Origin of the sequence: Pseudomonas alloputida (assembly GCF_021283545.2) — a bacterium.
GTDB lineage: Bacteria > Pseudomonadota > Gammaproteobacteria > Pseudomonadales > Pseudomonadaceae > Aquipseudomonas > Aquipseudomonas alloputida.
The window spans coordinates 2,712,354-2,725,846 of sequence record NZ_CP128540.1 but is presented as its reverse complement, the minus strand read 5'-3'; the positions used below and the strand labels follow the sequence as shown (position 1 = coordinate 2,725,846).

Here is a 13,493-nt window from a genome sequence, read left to right as displayed (position 1 = left end):
CGGATCACCCCGCCCGGTTGAAAGTCGAAAACGTGACGAGGCAGGTCTCCTGGCTTGCACCGTTCCATGTCCCCGTTCGGGCTGGCGGGATGACGCCTTCCCGCGCGTTGGCGCAGTGGCTGTGTCGATCCGTTGTCGGTGCTTACAGTTGCGGGGGCAGCCGCGGCTTGTACCGCGTTCCCGTCTTAGCTTCGGCCAGGCCGAAGAACCTCGAAGTGGCAAGGCTACGCAGTGGCTGGCGGGTGGTCAACCATTGCTGCGGGGCCGGTCGACAACGCTGGGCGCAAGTGCGTTACAGTGGCGCCTTATCCACGGTCAAGGACGCACCATGCCCCTCGCCCCCGCCATACCTGTCCTGCGCATATTCTCGATCGACAAGGCCAAGGAGTTCTACCTCGATTTCCTGGGTTTCAGCCTGGACTGGGAGCACCGCTTCAGCCCGGACTTGCCGTTGTACATGCAGATCCACCGTGATGGCCTGATCCTGCACCTTTCAGAGCACCATGGCGATGCCTGCCCTGGCTCGACCGTGTTCGCCCGCCTCGACGACCTGCACGCGCTGGAGCGTGAATTGCAGGGTAAACAGTACGGTTTTGCCCGGCCCGAGGCCGAGCGCCTGGATTGGGGCCTGCAGATGCAGGTGTGGGACCCGTTCGGCAACCGCCTGCGCTTTTGCCAGCAGATCGATGACGAGGCCAACCCGTGAAGGCATTGGGCAAACGCGAAATGGGCCGCCTGGAGCGGGAGTTGGTCGCGTGCCTGACCGACGCCTGCGAAACCGCCAAGGCGGAGATTGTCGGCTTCAGTTGGCTTACCCATCGCCTCGACCCCGAGGACTTTCCGGGCAGCCTGCGTATTACCTGGGTATTCGAGCAAGAGGCCGATAAAGCCGCTGCAGTGGCGGGCGACGCAAAGGCACGTATGCTGGCACTGACCTGCCAGGCATTGGACCACGCCGGAATACAGCTGGACCATCCCGCTTGGCATGTACGCTATGACAGCGAAGAGGCCTGTGCACGGGTGCATGGCGGGGACTGGGGAAAACGCCTGCAGGGGCATTGACCCTGCGGTTTGACGATAGTATCGCTTCGCACCCTATCAATTCGTGACTGGCCGTTCCCGATCCGCCAAGGATGTATTAAGGTGGCATGGTGCGCATATAACAGCAGCCCGAGCGATCGGGCACTTGCAAGACAATGAGGGTGTCATGAGCAACGAAAGCATTAATTGGGACAAGCTGGGTTTCGACTACATCAAGACCGACAAACGCTACCTGTCCGTATGGCGCAATGGCGAGTGGGACAAGGGCACCCTGACCGAAGACAACGTACTGCACATCAGTGAAGGCTCCACGGCCCTGCACTACGGCCAGCAGTGCTTCGAAGGCCTGAAGGCCTACCGTTGCAAGGACGGCTCGATCAACCTGTTCCGCCCGGACCAGAACGCGGCCCGCATGCAGCGCAGCTGCGCACGCCTGCTGATGCCGCACGTGCCGACCGATGTGTTCATCGAAGCGTGCAAGCAAGTGGTCAAGGCCAACGAAAAGTTCGTGCCACCGCACGGCAAAGGCGCCCTGTACCTGCGCCCGTTCGTGATCGGCACCGGCGACAACATTGGCGTGCGCACCGCCCCCGAGTTCATCTTCTCGGTGTTCGCCATCCCGGTTGGTTCGTATTTCAAGGGCGGCATGAAGCCGCACAATTTCCAGATTTCCAGCTTCGACCGTGCTGCCCCGCAGGGCACCGGAGCGGCCAAGGTCGGTGGCAACTACGCTGCCAGCCTGCAGCCGGGCGCTGAAGCGAAGAAGGCCAACTTCGCCGACGCCATCTACCTCGACCCGCTGACCCACACCAAGATCGAGGAAGTCGGTTCGGCCAACTTCTTCGGCATCACCGCCAACAACGAGTTCGTCACCCCGAAATCGGCCTCGGTACTGCCAGGCATCACCCGCCTCTCGCTGATGGAACTGGCGCAATCGCGCCTGGGCATGACCGTGATCGAAGGCGATGTCGAGATCAGCAAGCTGGACCGCTTCGTCGAAGCCGGTGCCTGCGGCACCGCGGCCGTTATCACCCCGATCGGCGGCATCGAGTACAACGGCAAGCTGCACGTGTTCCACGACCTGGAAAAGGTCGGCCCGGTTACCCAGAAGCTCTACAACGAGCTGACCGGTATCCAGAGCGGCGATGTAGAGGCACCGGCAGGCTGGATCGTCAAGGTCGCCTGAAACGCATCAGCTGTATGAAAACGGGGCATGCCAGCAATGGCATGCCCCGTTTTTTCATGTGTTTACACGGCCCCCTCGTAGGAGCGGGTTTACCCGCGAATAGGCCACACCCGCCAGCCAATAATGCCTGGGAGATCACCGTTGTCAGTGCAGCCGCATTAGCGGGCAAGCCCGCGCCGGGTGACAGAATCATGCCACACGCCGCTGCACCAGCAGGTGCCGGGCTTTGTCGAACGCCCAGTTGTAGACCACGGTGTAGGGCAGGATGATCACGAAGAAGCCCAGCTCCACCATGAATGCCTGCAGCAGCGAAATCTCCAGCATCCAAGCCGCCACCGGCAGGCACCACACCACCAGGCCGGCTTCGAAGCCAAGACCGTGCACGAAACGCGTACTGGCCTTCCAGTTGATGCGTTCGGTTTGCACCCAGCGATCGACCAGTACGTTGTAGACCATGTTCCACAGCATGGCGATCACCGACAGGGTCACCGCCAGCGTGCCCGCCGTTGCCAGCGACTTGCCCATGATCCAGGACAGCAGCGGCGCACACAGCAGTACCGCAAAAACTTCATAGCCAACGGCGTGGACCAGGCGTTCGGTGAAAGACACGTTTTTCATTGCACATTCCATCCATTGCGGGAGTCGTGCTTCCCATTTTCTTTGATAGAACTGATACTCGCGACATAGCTACCATCGGTTTTATCAATACCATGCGTTACTCTCCCGAAGCTCTGGTCGCCTTTACCGAAGCCGCCTCACTCGGTTCTTTTTCTGCGGCGGCGCGCAAGCTGCGCAAAAGCCAGTCCACTGTCAGCATCGCCATCGCCAATTTCGAGGCCGATATCGGCTGCCCGCTGTTTGACCGCAATGGCCGCCACCCCACGCTCAATGAGGCGGGCAGGCAGGTGCTGAGCCATGTCGAAGCAATTCTCGAGGCCAGCGCCCAGCTCGATGCGCTGGCAGTGCGACTGGCGCAAAATGTCGAGGCGCTGGTATCTGTGGTGATGTCGGACAGCTACAGCGTAACGTTCCAGGGGGCGGTGATGACTCGTTTCGCCCAGCACTACCCCCATACCGAGCTACGCTGCGGCCCGGCGGAGGACGCTGATGTAATCGAGATGATCCAGCAGGGCCTGGCCCATGTCGGCATCCTTGCCACACAGCCCGGCTACCCCGCCGACGTGGCCGTGGCGCGCTTGCCGGAGCAGGCAGAGTTCGGCGTGTATGTCGCCAGCGAGCATCCGCTGGCAAGCCTGCCGCAAGTACAGGCACAGCATCTGGAGAACGCCCGACAGCTGTATATCAAGACCTATGCCCCCAGCCTGCACCACGGCCGTGGCCAAGCGTGGTCGGCACCGGATTACCTTACCCTGCTGGAGTTCGCCGTACGCGGGTTTGGCTGGGCCGAGCTGCCCAGGGCGCTGGTAAAACGGTTTGGCAACGAGCTGGTGGAGTTGCAGATAGCGGGCTACCCCCGGCGGGTGGATATGGATGTGGCCTGGTCGAGCCGGCGTGCCTTGGGGCCGGCCGGGCAATGGCTGGTGCGACAGATGTTGGGGCAATAGTTGTGTCGCCTGCCCGAACTTGAAGTGCGCCCAGACACAACAACCGGTACACCCAGCGACAAGCCTTCCCCCCACCCCGCCCCTTAGCCTGTCACCACGCGCCGCCCCGCCGCGGCACGCACCTAAAGCACAAGAACAAACGTTGGTGACCTATGCAGACAGTAGATCCGATCACCCTTGCGGTTGTCCGGGGTGCGCTGGAGACAGCGCAACGCGAAATGACCCTGACCCTGGAAAAGACCGGGCGCTCCAGTGTGTTCAACCTCGCCCACGACTATTCCAACTCGCTGTTCGACCACTTGCCGGAAATGATCCTGCAGGGCCAGGACATTCCCATCCACCTGGGCTCGCTGATCCCGGCCATGAAGTGCGTGGCCGAGTTCTTCGGCGACGACATCGCCGAAGGCGACGTGATCTACCACAACGACCCCGCCTACAAGGGCAGCCATATTCTCGACTGCTGCATGTACAAACCGGTGTATTACCAGGACGAGCTGGTGTTCTGGACCGTTTGCAAGGGCCACCTGACCGACATCGGCGGCCCGGTGCCGGCGGGTTACAACCCCGATGCCAAGGAGATCTACGCCGAGGGCCTGCGCATTCCACCGGTCAAGCTGTGGGAAAAGGGCAAGCGTCGTGAGGACGTGATCAACTTCATGCTCACCAACATGCGCGCCCGCCCTTATCAGGAAGGTGACCTCAATGCCCAGTATGGCGCCTGCAAGGTCGGCGAGCGGCACTTGCTGGAGCTGCTGGACAAATACGGCGTGGCACAGGTGCGTGCCTGCATCGCCGAACTGAAGAACATGGCCGACCGACACATGCGGGCGCTGTTGCGCGATGTGCCGGATGGTGACTACAGCGGCACCGCCGTGCTCGAAGATGCCGGCCACGGCCTGGGTGAACTGGCCATCACCGCCCATGTGCAGATCCGTGGCGACCAGGCCCATGTGCGCATCGAAAGCCCGCCGCAGGTGCCGTACTTCATCAATTCCTATGAGGGCAACTCGGTATCCGGGGTGTACCTGGGGCTGATGATGTTCGCCCAGGTGGCGCCGCCTTACAACGAAGGCCTGTATCGCTGCGTAACGGTCGATGTCGGCCCCAGGGGTACGCTGTGCAATGCCGAGGAACCCGCGCCCCACGTCAATTGCACCACCACGCCGATGGAAACCCTCGCCGATGCCGTGCGCACTGCGCTGGAACAGGCCTCGCCACAGCGGGTAACGGCCTCCTGGGGGCATAGCAGCGGCATCAACATTGCCGGCCGCGACCCGCGCAACGGCAATAGCGAGTACGTGACGATGGTGCTGGCCTCGATCATTTCCGGAGCCGGTGCCAACAAGGTGATGGATGGCTGGCACGCCTGCGGCCCGCTGTGCTGCTTCGGGGCGCTGATGAGCGGTGATATCGAGCTGCTCGAACACGCGTATCCGGTGCTGATCCACCGCTACAGCCTGATGGCTGACAGTGGTGGCGCCGGTGAATTGCGCGGTGGTTCGGGCACCCGCCTGGAGATCGAACCGCTGGACCACGCCATGACCGTGGTCGGCTTCGGCGAGGGCCGCCAGTTGCCCACCGCCGGTGCCGCCGGGGCTCGCAATGCCCTGCTCGAGCCCAAACTGGGCCGGCTGATCCATCGCCATGCCGATGGCCGCGAAGACCACTACACGCAGAACCCCATGCTCACCCTGCAGCCCGGCGAACGCATCATCAACATCAACCCAGGGGGTGGTGGCTACGGCGACCCACTTCGCCGTCGGGTCGCAGCAGTACTGGAGGACGTGCGCAACGGCCTGGTCTCGCCACAAGGCGCAGCCCTGGAATATGGCGTGGTCCTCGATGCCGATGGCCAACTGAACGAAACAGCCACCCGCCTCGCCCGCGCCCCACGCTAACCGGAGAACACGCATGCGTAACCAATATCGCCTGGGCGTAGACGCCGGCGGCACTTTCACCGATTTCATCCTGGCCGATCGCGACGGCGGCGTGCAGCTGTTCAAGGCCCCGTCCACGCCCCAGGACGGCACCCTGGCCATTCGCGCCGGCCTGGCACAGATCGCCGACGCCACCGGGCGTAGCCCGGCCGAACTGATCGCCAACTGTGACCTGTGCATCAACGGCACCACCGTGGCCCTCAACGCGCTGATCGAGCGCACCGGGGTCAAGGTGGGCCTGCTGTGCACCGAGGGGCACGAGGACAGCCTGGAAATCCGCCTGGGGCACAAGGAAGAAGGACACCGCTACGACGCCCATTACCCGCCGGCACACATGCTTGCCCCACGCCACCTGCGCCGCCCGATCGGTGGCCGAATCCTTGGCGATGGCCGTGAGCACAGCCCGCTGGACGAAGCCGCCATCCATGCCGCCATCGACTACTTCCGTGCCGAAGGCGTGCAGGCCGTGGCCATTTCCTTCCTGTGGTCGGTGCGCAACCCCAGCCACGAACAGCGGGCCGCCGAACTGGTACGGGCTGCCCTGCCGGAAGTGTTCGTCTGCACCGGCTGCGAGGTGTTCCCGCAGATTCGCGAATACACCCGCACCTCCACCACCGTGGTCAACGCCTACCTCAGCCCGGTAATGGCACGTTACGTGGCGCGCATCGACAACCTGTTCCAGGAGCTTGGCGCACAGCAGCCAGTACGCTACTTCCAGTCCAACGGCGGGTTGGCGCCCGGGCACCTGATGCGTGAGCGCGCCGTCAACGCGATCAACTCCGGTCCGGCCTCGGCACCACAAGCCGGGTTGGCGGTAGCGAGGCCGTTCGGTATCGACAACGTCATTACCGTGGACATGGGCGGCACCTCGTTCGACATCACCCTGACCAACGCCGGACGCACCAACTTCAGCAAGGACGTGGACTTCCTGCGCCAGCGCATCGGCGTGCCGATGATCCAGGTGGAGACCCTGGGTGCCGGCGGTGGCTCCATCGCCCACCTGGACGAGTTTGGCATGCTCCAGGTCGGACCGCGCAGCGCCGGCGCCATGCCTGGGCCGGTGTGCTACGGCAAGGGTGGCCGCGAACCCACGGTCACCGACGCCAACCTGGCTCTTGGCTACCTGCCCGACGGCGCACTGCTGGGCGGCAGTATCCGCCTGAACCGCCAGGCCGCGCTGGACGCCATCCGGAGCAAGATCGCCGAACCGCTGGGCATCAGTGTGGAACGCGCGGCATTCGGCATCACTACCCTGGTCAACCTGAACATGGTCAACGGCATCCGGCGCGTATCGATCGAGCGCGGTCACGACCCGCGTGACTTCGCCCTGATCGGCGCGGGCGGTGCGGCGGGCATGCACGTGGTGCGCCTGGCCGAAGAAATTGGCATGCACACCGTGCTGATCCCCAAGGTGGCCTCGGGCTTGTGTGCGTTCGGCCAGATCCTGTCCGACGTGCGCTACGACCAGCTCACCAGCCTGTCGATGCGCCTGGACGCCGGGCACGTCGACCTGGCGCAACTCAACCAGGCCCTCGCCGAACTACGTCAGCAAGGCCTTGCCAACCTGCGCGAAGACGGCTTTGGCGACCAGGCCAGCAGTTGCCACTACACCCTGGAGATGCGCTACCTGGGGCAGATTCATGAGTGCAGTGTGGACCTGCAGCAGCACAGCCTGGACGAGGCAGGGCTGGCCGCGCTGATCAGCCGCTTCCACAGCCGGCACCAGACCCTGTACTCGTACAGCGAACCCGCCAGCCCGGTGGAGCTGGTGAACCTGGAGTGCTCGGTGATCGGCCACCTGCCACGCCCGCCGCAACCCGAGCTGCAGGGGCCGGCCGAGCCCCCCGCCCCCACCGCGCAATCCGTCCGCCCGATGCTGTTCAGTGCCGACGGTGAATGGCAGCCCACACCGGTGTTCAACGGCAACCACCTGTTGCCTGGGCAGACCGTGCATGGCCCCTGTGTGATCGAGGAAGACACCACCAATATTGTCCTGCCACCCGGCTGGCAGGCTCGCCTGGAGCCTTCGGCCACCTACCGGGTGACACGCGGGGGTTGATCTTGCGGTCGGCGCGCGCCGATCATGGGCCTGATAACCGCCCGGCAGTTTTGCGCTGCCGGGCGGTTCGTACAATAACAAGAGCTGCTTGAGTAGCTTGCCTGCAGTTCCTTTTTTCAATGCTGCCCTCTTTGAAAAAGGACCCACCATGCCCACAGAACTCTCGACCCACGGCTGGCCACAGCCAGAGCGCCAGGTACGCTGGGCCGAAGCCATCAGTGACACCTATTTCCCATTGAGCCTTGAATTTGCTGCCGGACAGCCGTTCGATGGCCACCTGCAGCGCTGGAGTACGCCGAGCACGCCGCTCAGCCTGTCGCGCCTGCGGTCCAGCCAGCTGGGTTACTCACGCAGCAAAGCGCACATCGGCCAGGACCATGAAGCGTTCTACCTGGTGACCGTGCCGCATGGCAGCGAGGTGCACTTTGAACAGGACGGCCACCAGATCAGTTGCAGCCCGGGCGGTTTCATCGTCGAGCGCGGCGATGCACCCTACCGCTTCCACTACGGCACGCAGAACGACTTGTGGGTGCTCAAGCTGCCCGAGCGTGCGCTCAAAGCCAACCTGCTGGGGCACAAGCGCTATACCCGGCATTGCTTCGACGCCCGTCAGGGCCTGGGGCGCATCTTCGTCGAGCAACTCGACCTGTGTGCCCGCCATTTCGACACCAGCCCCCCGGCAGCCCGGCATTTACTGCTGGAACAGGCCTCCGCCACCCTGCTGCTGGCCTTGCAGCAGGATGAGCGCGTGCTGGGCAGCGAAGGCAGCAACCTCAGCACCCTGCACCTGACGCGGGTCGAGCAGTACGTGCAGCAAAACCTGGGTGACCCCGAGCTGTCGCCACAAACCATCGCCGGCGCCTGTGGGCTGTCGCTGCGTTATCTGCACAAGCTGTTCGCGATCACGCCCTACACCCTTAATGAGTGGGTACGCCTTCAACGCCTGGAGGCCGTGCACCGGCAACTGCGCGACCCGCATTGCCACCTGGCCATCGGCGAACTGGCATTTCGCTGGGGTTTTGCCGACCAGGCGCAATTCACCCGCGCGTTTCGCCAGCAGTATGGGTGCACGGCGAGCGAAGTGCGGGCTACGCGTACGCACTGATAAAAGCTACGGAAACGTGCCCGCTTGCACAGGGGCCGCAGCTGCGTTGGCTGTGCGGGCTCAATCCCCCGCCGCCACATCCACCACTTTCCAGCTGTCATCCGGGTCGAAGCGTTTCATCTCCTTCGCCAGCCTGTCGCCATGCGGCCCGAGGTCTTTCTCGAACACTTGGCCGTCATGGCTGATCATGAAGCTCATCACCCCGGTGTCGTCGTACTTGGCCGGCCAGGCGACCATGGCGAAGCCACGGCTCATCTGGTTGCCGATCAGGTAGCTGTAGGCACCGCCCGGGGCGGATGGGCCCTGTGCATCCAGGATGCGGAAGTGGTAGCCATACCAGGCGTCACCGACCACATCCTGGCCGAACAGCGGGCCCAACGGGCTGACGTCACCGTCGCCATCGTCATCCCAATACAGCCCGTCATGCTTGCCCGGCTCGCTGAAAATCTTCTGTGCGTACTCCAGCGCACCATTGCCGTTATGGTCCTGGGTCGCGTAGTCCATTTGCGCATCGTGATAGGCCAACAGCGACTGCAGAACACCCAGCTCGTTGCGCCCGATACGACGGGCGCGGATTTCGGCACTGCCCGCCTTGAGGTCGAAGCGCCAGCCCTGGCTGGTTCTGGTCAGCGGTATGGGCAAGGTCCAGTGACCGGCGCCCACCGCCAGGATGGCCTTGCCCTCGCCTGACATGTCGATGCTGTGCTGTGCGCGATACTGCTCGAGAAAGGTATCCACATCGCTGCGTTGCACACCACCGCGCGGTATGTAGGTGCGCCAGTCATCGCCCAGCAACTGGGCCAGGCGGGCTTCATCAGGTTTTTCCTGGCCCAGCGCCGCGACAAAGGCTTCCACGGCCTTCTCCGGCGTTGGGAAGGCTTGCTGGGCAGCGGCCACGAACGACCAGGCCAGACCTGCCGTCAGCAGCAATGCAGCGAGTGTTGGGCGCTTCATCGACGGCCTCCTGCGCCGCGACGCGCGGGCGCACTGGGCCGGGAGATCGGGTGCCCGGCGGCACGCGACGCACCGGGCCGCTGAGCGAACGACTGGCTGGTACGGCCGCGGTTGGCCTGCACGCTGGTGCGCGACGGCGAGCGCACACCGTCGAAGGCATTGTTGCGGGCACGGCCTGCCGTATTGGCAGGACGGCTCTGCGCCGGCTGCCGCACCTGGCCGTCGCCCTGCCGGCGTTGATTGGCCAGGTTGCCGTTCTGCTGGCGGCCTTGGTCATTGCGGGTATCCTGCCGACGGTCAGTAGCCCGCGCGCCATCATCCCGGGACAGCATGCGGTTGCCGTCGGGACTGCCTGCCTTGGCCTCGCGCATTTGCTCGCGGGCCTGACGGTTACTGGTAGCCGGCCGTTCGATACCTGCGCGGTCCATCGATGCCCTGGCTTTGTCTCGGGCCTGGGCCCGTTGGGCGTCGTCGCCGCGGAACGCGGTGCGCTGAGTGGCACCGTCCAGTTGGCGGCCATACTGCTGACGGCTGCGAGAGTCGCGGTATGGCACACCGTCTCGGTTGGCGGAATTGTGCTGCCATTTGTTCTGGTTGTTGGTGATGCGGTTGTTGACGTTGAGGTTGTTGTAGCGGTTGACGTCAATGTCGATGTCATTGTTGTCCCAGTCGCAATCGCCCCACAACGAGGCGACAATCGCCACGCCGGTACCGAAGGCCAGGCCGGCCACCAGCGCGGAACCGGGGTAGTACATGGGCGGCGAGGCCGGGTAGGCCCAGGTGCCATAGGTGGTGGTCGGGTTATAGCTGGGCACATACACCACTTGCGGGTCGGCCGGCTCGATGACGATGGTGGTGGGCGGGCTGCTGGCCGCTGCCCCTTGGGTGCTGCTGCCGCTGGCGGCTGGCGCAGGTGCAGGTGCGGTCTGCACGGTTACATTCTGGTACTGGCTGCTCTGCAGATTGCCGGCGGCCTGCGCCTGGTGGCGCAAACGCTGCACGCTGCCCATGACATCATCGGGCTGGGCGAGGAAAGCATCGCCCAGGCGCTGCACCCAGACCGGGTCCTGGCCAAGCGTTGCCAGCACCTGCGGGAAGGCCACCAGTGCCTGTACGCTAGGGTCCCAGGGCTGCTTGGCCACTTGCCTGACTGCATCGTCGCCGGTGGCCTTGGGGTTGGCCTTGGACCAGGTCACGGCTTCATTGACCTGCCCCGGGTAGGTTGACGCCATCAGCACCTGAGCCAGCAACTGATCAGGGTACAAGGCAATGGGGGCCAGCATCTGGTCCAGTTGCTCCTGGGAGAACACCGGGTCCTTGGCTACGAGCGTGGCAGCGGAAGGCGCCGGATCCGGCGCGGGCACGTCTGCGGCCTGCACCAGGCCAGGGGCAGCGCTCAGGCAAAGCAGTGCCGACAGGAAAGCAAACAATGGCATGCGCATCGCTTATCCCCATGAGGTCAGACCGCGTGGGTTAAGGGTAGCAATGGCAGTGCTTTTGACCAGACGAGGGGACGCAAACTTTTCGCGCTTCAAAGGTGGGATGGTTGATGCGTTCGAGTCTATAGGTGGACTTCGCTGGAACCGTCGATAGTCACTATCGAGCAGGGCAATTTCTACCGAACGCTGTGGCCGCATAACCTAGCGCCATCCCCACGCTGCTTCCTAGACTGCCCTGGAGCTAACCGATGAACACCTTGGCCCGCCAGCTGTCCGCCACCCTTGTCGCTTCTGCCATCGCCGTGATCAGCGGCTGTGCCAGCCACCCTGAACTGCGCCCGTACACCGCCGAGGAAACTCGCCAGTTGCAACTGGAAGCCTTGCAGCGCCGCGGCCTGTCACTGGACAATTACGAGCAGCAACGGCGGGTGATCCTGCGTGCCGGTAACCTGCCTGTCGTGACCGAAGCTGCCGACGCTGAACCTTCGACCAAAGGCTGAACGGGCTAACCGGCGGTTCCCTCCCTCCACCTGCGCAGGTATCCTCTACCGCTCAACCGCAAGCCTTCCAGGACGGAGACCATGATCAGGCCCCTTCTGTTGCTGAGTGCTGCGCTGCTTTTAAGCCCCGCGTCGCAAGCCCAGCAGATGAAACGCCAACTGGGCGATTTCGACTTCACACTCGGCACCACCCCCTCACGCAGCATGGCGCAAGGGCTTATCTCACCCAGTGCCGTTGGCGCATTCCATGGCGGGCTCGACCTCAGCCACCCCAATGGCTGGTACCTGGGCCAGTACGCCCCAAGCATGGGCGTCACCCCCAACTCGACCCTGCGCCTGGACAGCTACCTGGGCTACAAGCACCATTTCGACAGCAGCCTGGGCTACGAGGTAGGGTTGATCCATTACAGTCAGCCCAATATCGCAGGCCCCGACAGCTACGCCCTGTATGGGGGGATCTCGGTGCTGGGCAGCCGCTTCGGCGGGGCGCTGCGCGACAACCCCGACAACCGCACGGGCACGCTGTTCGCCGACTTCGGCCATCTGCCGATGTTCGACGTCGACTTCACCGTCAAGCTCGCCCACCACCGCCTGGGCACGCCGTTCACCATTGGCGATGGCAGCCAGGTGAATACCTTTTCCGATTGGTCGCTGGAGCTGTCGCGGCCCTGGCTGGGCATCGACCTGAACCTAATCTACAGCAACTCCAGCCTCAGTGGCGCGAGCTGCGATGCCTATTCGGGCATCAATACCTATTGCGACAGCGTGGTCACATTCAAGGCCCAGCGCAGCTTTTTTTAACGGCGCGGCGCCAGCGCCAGGGCAATGCCGCCCAACACCACCACACAGGCGATCAACAAGCGCAATGACACCGGTTCGCCAATCAGGGCAACCCCGCCCAGGGCGGCAATCAGCGGCACACTCAGTTGCAGGGTCGCCGCCTGTTGCGCACTGATCTGCCTGACCACGCCATACCAAACGGCATAGCCTGCGCCAGAAGCCAGCACACCGGAACCCAAGGCATACAACAAGCCAAGCGGTGTGAGGTGCGGGCCGGCACCCAGCAACAGCATTGGTAGCAGCAGCACCAGGCACGGCAAGCTGCGGGCAAAATTGCCGACAGTGTCGGCCAGCGGCCTGGGCGAGCCTTTGCCCAGTAGCGTATACACCCCCCAGGCCACACCGGACAGGGCCATCAGCAAGGCACTGGCCAACGGCGGCGCCGAGACGCCAGGCAACAGCAGCACCAGTAGGCCGGTAAAGGCAATCAGCATGCCCAGCAGCATGCGTACCGTGATGTGTTCGCCCCTGTACCACGCGAAGCCGAACATAGTGATCTGCACGGCACCGAACAGCAACAACGCCCCCACCCCTGCCCCCAGTTGCAGGTAAGCCGCAGAAAACAGGAACGCGTACAGGAACAGGGCCAAGCCGCCCCACCAACTGCCGCCCATGGTGTGCACCGGGCTGCGCAGGCGAATCAGCAACAGCAGAAACAGCGCTCCACTGGCCAGGCGTACCGCGGTGAAGGATACCGGGTCGATGGCCCCGTCTTTCAGCGCCAGCCGGCAGAACACCGAGTTGGCGGCAAACGCCACCAGACTGAAAAGGGCAGGCCAAAGCCAGGCGCTGGTCTTGCGGTCAGTAAGCGTGGTCGTGCCTGTACTCATGGTGTGGTCACCTCTGAGTGGGATTGTTGTTATAGCG

The 13,493-nt window shown here is 63.8% G+C and carries 13 protein-coding genes and 1 riboswitch; of the genes, 9 read left to right on the top strand and 4 right to left on the bottom strand.

Features of this window, described 5'->3' with window-relative positions; translation table 11 throughout:
• Window positions 1-22: 22 nt before the first annotated feature.
• Window positions 23-228, bottom strand: a riboswitch (cobalamin riboswitch).
• Window positions 229-328: 100 nt separating this feature from the next.
• From LU682_RS12470 to LU682_RS12460, 3 genes are all read left to right on the top strand, one after another.
• Window positions 329-706, top strand: coding sequence for a glyoxalase superfamily protein (locus LU682_RS12470; protein WP_010954367.1), 378 nt, complete (start codon window positions 329-331; stop codon window positions 704-706).
• On the top strand, window positions 703-1,062 hold the full coding sequence (locus LU682_RS12465) for a hypothetical protein (protein ID WP_010954368.1): 360 nt from the start codon (window positions 703-705) through the stop codon (window positions 1,060-1,062). Before LU682_RS12470 ends, LU682_RS12465 begins: the two co-directional genes overlap by 4 nt.
• Before the next feature lie 145 nt (window positions 1,063-1,207).
• A complete protein-coding gene (locus tag LU682_RS12460) occupies window positions 1,208-2,227 on the top strand; it encodes a branched-chain amino acid aminotransferase (protein WP_010954369.1) in 1,020 nt (339 codons plus the stop codon).
• Between the two features lie 189 nt (window positions 2,228-2,416).
• Here the strand turns inward: LU682_RS12460 and LU682_RS12455 are convergent, their stop codons facing one another.
• Window positions 2,417-2,845 (bottom strand): multidrug/biocide efflux PACE transporter, encoded by a 429-nt coding sequence (locus LU682_RS12455; protein WP_049587108.1) that lies wholly within the window; start codon window positions 2,843-2,845, stop codon window positions 2,417-2,419.
• 92 nt (window positions 2,846-2,937) lie between these two features.
• Here LU682_RS12455 and LU682_RS12450 point away from each other — a divergent pair, with 92 nt between their 5' ends.
• The 4 genes from LU682_RS12450 (at window position 2,938) to LU682_RS12435 (ending at window position 8,893) form a co-directional block, all read left to right on the top strand.
• On the top strand, window positions 2,938-3,792 hold the full coding sequence (locus LU682_RS12450; RefSeq protein WP_010954371.1) for a LysR family transcriptional regulator: 855 nt from the start codon (window positions 2,938-2,940) through the stop codon (window positions 3,790-3,792).
• A 218-nt stretch (window positions 3,793-4,010) separates the two neighbouring features.
• Entirely contained in the window at window positions 4,011-5,690 is a 1,680-nt protein-coding gene (gene capB, locus LU682_RS12445; protein ID WP_232014152.1) for a caprolactamase subunit beta, read from the top strand.
• A 13-nt stretch (window positions 5,691-5,703) separates the two neighbouring features.
• The gene (gene capA / locus LU682_RS12440; RefSeq protein ID WP_010954373.1) at window positions 5,704-7,788 is read left to right on the top strand and encodes a caprolactamase subunit alpha; all 2,085 of its coding nucleotides are present in this window, start codon (window positions 5,704-5,706) and stop codon (window positions 7,786-7,788) included.
• A gap of 148 nt (window positions 7,789-7,936) precedes the next feature.
• Window positions 7,937-8,893: an AraC-like ligand-binding domain-containing protein gene (locus LU682_RS12435; RefSeq protein WP_010954374.1), complete on the top strand. Its 957-nt coding sequence runs from the start codon at window positions 7,937-7,939 to the stop codon at window positions 8,891-8,893.
• 60 nt (window positions 8,894-8,953) lie between these two features.
• Here the strand turns inward: LU682_RS12435 and LU682_RS12430 are convergent, their stop codons facing one another.
• Window positions 8,954-9,847 carry a DUF2950 domain-containing protein gene (locus LU682_RS12430; RefSeq protein ID WP_010954375.1) on the bottom strand — a complete coding sequence of 298 codons (894 nt, stop codon included), beginning with the start codon at window positions 9,845-9,847 and terminating at the stop codon, window positions 8,954-8,956.
• The gene (locus LU682_RS12425; RefSeq protein ID WP_010954376.1) at window positions 9,844-11,289 is read right to left on the bottom strand and encodes a DUF3300 domain-containing protein; all 1,446 of its coding nucleotides are present in this window, start codon (window positions 11,287-11,289) and stop codon (window positions 9,844-9,846) included. Before LU682_RS12425 ends, LU682_RS12430 begins: the two co-directional genes overlap by 4 nt.
• Before the next feature lie 245 nt (window positions 11,290-11,534).
• Between LU682_RS12425 and LU682_RS12420 the strand changes: the two genes are divergently transcribed.
• On the top strand, window positions 11,535-11,786 hold the full coding sequence (locus LU682_RS12420; protein WP_010954377.1) for a lipoprotein: 252 nt from the start codon (window positions 11,535-11,537) through the stop codon (window positions 11,784-11,786).
• Between the two features lie 81 nt (window positions 11,787-11,867).
• A complete protein-coding gene (locus LU682_RS12415; RefSeq protein ID WP_010954378.1) occupies window positions 11,868-12,587 on the top strand; it encodes a TorF family putative porin in 720 nt (239 codons plus the stop codon).
• On the opposite strand, the gene LU682_RS12410 is transcribed toward LU682_RS12415, so the two are convergent.
• Window positions 12,584-13,456: a DMT family transporter gene (locus LU682_RS12410; protein WP_010954379.1), complete on the bottom strand. Its 873-nt coding sequence runs from the start codon at window positions 13,454-13,456 to the stop codon at window positions 12,584-12,586. The genes LU682_RS12415 and LU682_RS12410 overlap by 4 nt on opposite strands.
• Window positions 13,457-13,493 lie beyond the last annotated feature (37 nt).

Bases quoted from the DNA above. Each gene is read 5' to 3' on its own strand.
- LU682_RS12420 (WP_010954377.1), top strand. From the start codon at position 11,535: ATGAACACCTTGGCCCGCCAGCTGTCCGCCACCCTTGTCGCTTCTGCC.
- LU682_RS12415 (WP_010954378.1), top strand. From the start codon at position 11,868: ATGATCAGGCCCCTTCTGTTGCTGAGTGCTGCGCTGCTTTTAAGCCCC.
- LU682_RS12410 (WP_010954379.1), bottom strand. From the start codon at position 13,456: ATGAGTACAGGCACGACCACGCTTACTGACCGCAAGACCAGCGCCTGG.
- LU682_RS12470 (WP_010954367.1), top strand. From the start codon at position 329: ATGCCCCTCGCCCCCGCCATACCTGTCCTGCGCATATTCTCGATCGAC.
- LU682_RS12450 (WP_010954371.1), top strand. From the start codon at position 2,938: ATGCGTTACTCTCCCGAAGCTCTGGTCGCCTTTACCGAAGCCGCCTCA.
- capB (WP_232014152.1), top strand. From the start codon at position 4,011: ATGACCCTGACCCTGGAAAAGACCGGGCGCTCCAGTGTGTTCAACCTC.
- capA (WP_010954373.1), top strand. From the start codon at position 5,704: ATGCGTAACCAATATCGCCTGGGCGTAGACGCCGGCGGCACTTTCACC.
- LU682_RS12435 (WP_010954374.1), top strand. From the start codon at position 7,937: ATGCCCACAGAACTCTCGACCCACGGCTGGCCACAGCCAGAGCGCCAG.
- LU682_RS12460 (WP_010954369.1), top strand. From the start codon at position 1,208: ATGAGCAACGAAAGCATTAATTGGGACAAGCTGGGTTTCGACTACATC.
- LU682_RS12425 (WP_010954376.1), bottom strand. From the start codon at position 11,289: ATGCGCATGCCATTGTTTGCTTTCCTGTCGGCACTGCTTTGCCTGAGC.
- LU682_RS12455 (WP_049587108.1), bottom strand. From the start codon at position 2,845: ATGAAAAACGTGTCTTTCACCGAACGCCTGGTCCACGCCGTTGGCTAT.
- LU682_RS12430 (WP_010954375.1), bottom strand. From the start codon at position 9,847: ATGAAGCGCCCAACACTCGCTGCATTGCTGCTGACGGCAGGTCTGGCC.